This is a genomic window from Thermobifida cellulosilytica TB100, assembly GCF_001517975.1.
In the GTDB taxonomy this organism is placed as follows: Bacteria; Actinomycetota; Actinomycetes; order Streptosporangiales; family Streptosporangiaceae; genus Thermobifida; species Thermobifida cellulosilytica.
In genome coordinates, this window is record NZ_KQ950184.1 from 1 (window position 1) to 1,605 (window position 1,605).

Here is a 1,605-nt window from a genome sequence, read left to right on the forward strand (position 1 = left end):
CTGGGCGCCTTCCTCGGCGGGACGGTCGCCCCCAAGATCATCGGCCGCACCGGCACCAAGGGCGCCCTGGTCCTGGGCCTCCTCATCCAGGCCGTGATGACCGGCGTGCTGTTCTGGCTCGGCGACCCCGAGGCGCTCGCCGAGGGCGACGTGGCGCTCCTGGCGCCCGGCACCCCCGTCGCCCACCTGGCCATCCCCGCCATCGGCCTGGAGACCGTCGTGGTCGAGGGCACCGCGAGCGGCGTCACCGCCTCCGGACCGGGACACCGGCGCGACACCGTGCTCCCCGGCCAGCCCGGCACCAGCGTCATCATGGGACGCAAGGACACCTACGGCGGTCCCTTCTCCCGCCTGCACGAACTCTCCACGGGCGACGTCATCACCGTGGTCACCGGACAGGGCGAGCACACCTACGAGGTGATCTCCCGGCGGCTGACCGGCGACCCGATGCCGCCCGTGCCCGACGACCCCGAGACCGGCCGCCTCACCCTGACCACCGCCGCCGGACGCCCGTTCCTGCCCGACGACGTGCTGCGCGTCGACGCCGAACTGGTCTCCGACCCCGTGCCCGCCGCACCCCGGCTCATCGCGGCGGGCTCCCTGCCCGCCAGCGAGGAGGCGATGAGCGGCGACCCCGACGCGTGGACGCCCGTCCTGCTGTACGCGCAGGGCATGGCGCTGGTCTCACTGGCCGTCGCCTGGGCACGCCGCTCCTGGGGCGGCGTGCAGGCGTGGACGGCCGGCGTCCCCGTCCTGGGCTTCTTCGGGCTGTCACTGGCCGACCAGGTCAGCCGCCTGCTGCCCAACCTGCTGTGACCCCGTCCCCGCGACCCCGCTGAGGAGTGGCCGATGACCACGACCGAACCGCTTCCCGCCCCGCCGTCCGCGAGCGGCCTCGCGGGAATCGACGCGCGCGACGTGTCCGCCTGGTTCGGGCGGCACAAGGTGCTCGACCGCGTCTCCCTGACCATGCCCGCAGGCCAGGTGACCGCCCTCATCGGCCCGTCCGGCTGCGGCAAGTCCACGTTCCTGCGCACCCTCAACCGGATGCACGAACTCATCCCCGGCGCCTCCCTGGCGGGCGAGGTGCTGCTGGACGGCCACGACATCTACGATCCGAGGCGGCGCCTGACCGAGGTCCGCAAGCAGATCGGCATGGTCTTCCAGAAGCCCAACCCGTTCCCCGCCATGTCCATCTACGACAACGTGCTCGCGGGACTGCGGCTCACCGGCACCCGCGCCTCCCGCTCCGAAAAGGACGCCCTGGTCGAGGAGTGCCTGACCAAGGCGGGCCTGTGGAAGGAGGTCAGCGACCGGCTGCGCCAGCCCGGCGGCGCGCTCTCCGGCGGCCAGCAGCACAGGTGCTCCACGAGCTTGCCCGGCCCCCACCAGCGGCGCGAGCAGCGCGCCGAGCGTGCGCGGCTTGTCCCACCAGCCCGCCTCGTTCCAACTGGCGATGAGCCGCTGCCCCCACTCTCGCTCGACCACCTGCGCGACCCCAAGACGCGGGCGGAGAACCTGATGATCGTGGACCTGCTCCGCAACGACCTGGGACGGGTCTGCGCGGTGGGCAGCGTCGAGGTCCCCGGCTTCCTGTACACCGAG

At 73.1% G+C, this 1,605-nt stretch carries 2 protein-coding genes and 1 pseudogene; all 3 read left to right on the forward strand.

The window, feature by feature from the left end:
* On the forward strand, window positions 1-816 hold an 816-nt coding region (locus AC529_RS14610), incomplete at its 5' end, for a sortase (protein WP_068757674.1).
* Between the two features lie 33 nt (window positions 817-849).
* Window positions 850-1,353: pseudogene (locus AC529_RS14615) on the forward strand (phosphate ABC transporter ATP-binding protein); the annotation flags it as partial.
* 168 nt (window positions 1,354-1,521) lie between these two features.
* A partial coding sequence (locus tag AC529_RS21355; protein WP_157080224.1) for a chorismate-binding protein occupies window positions 1,522-1,605 on the forward strand: 84 nt, incomplete at its 3' end.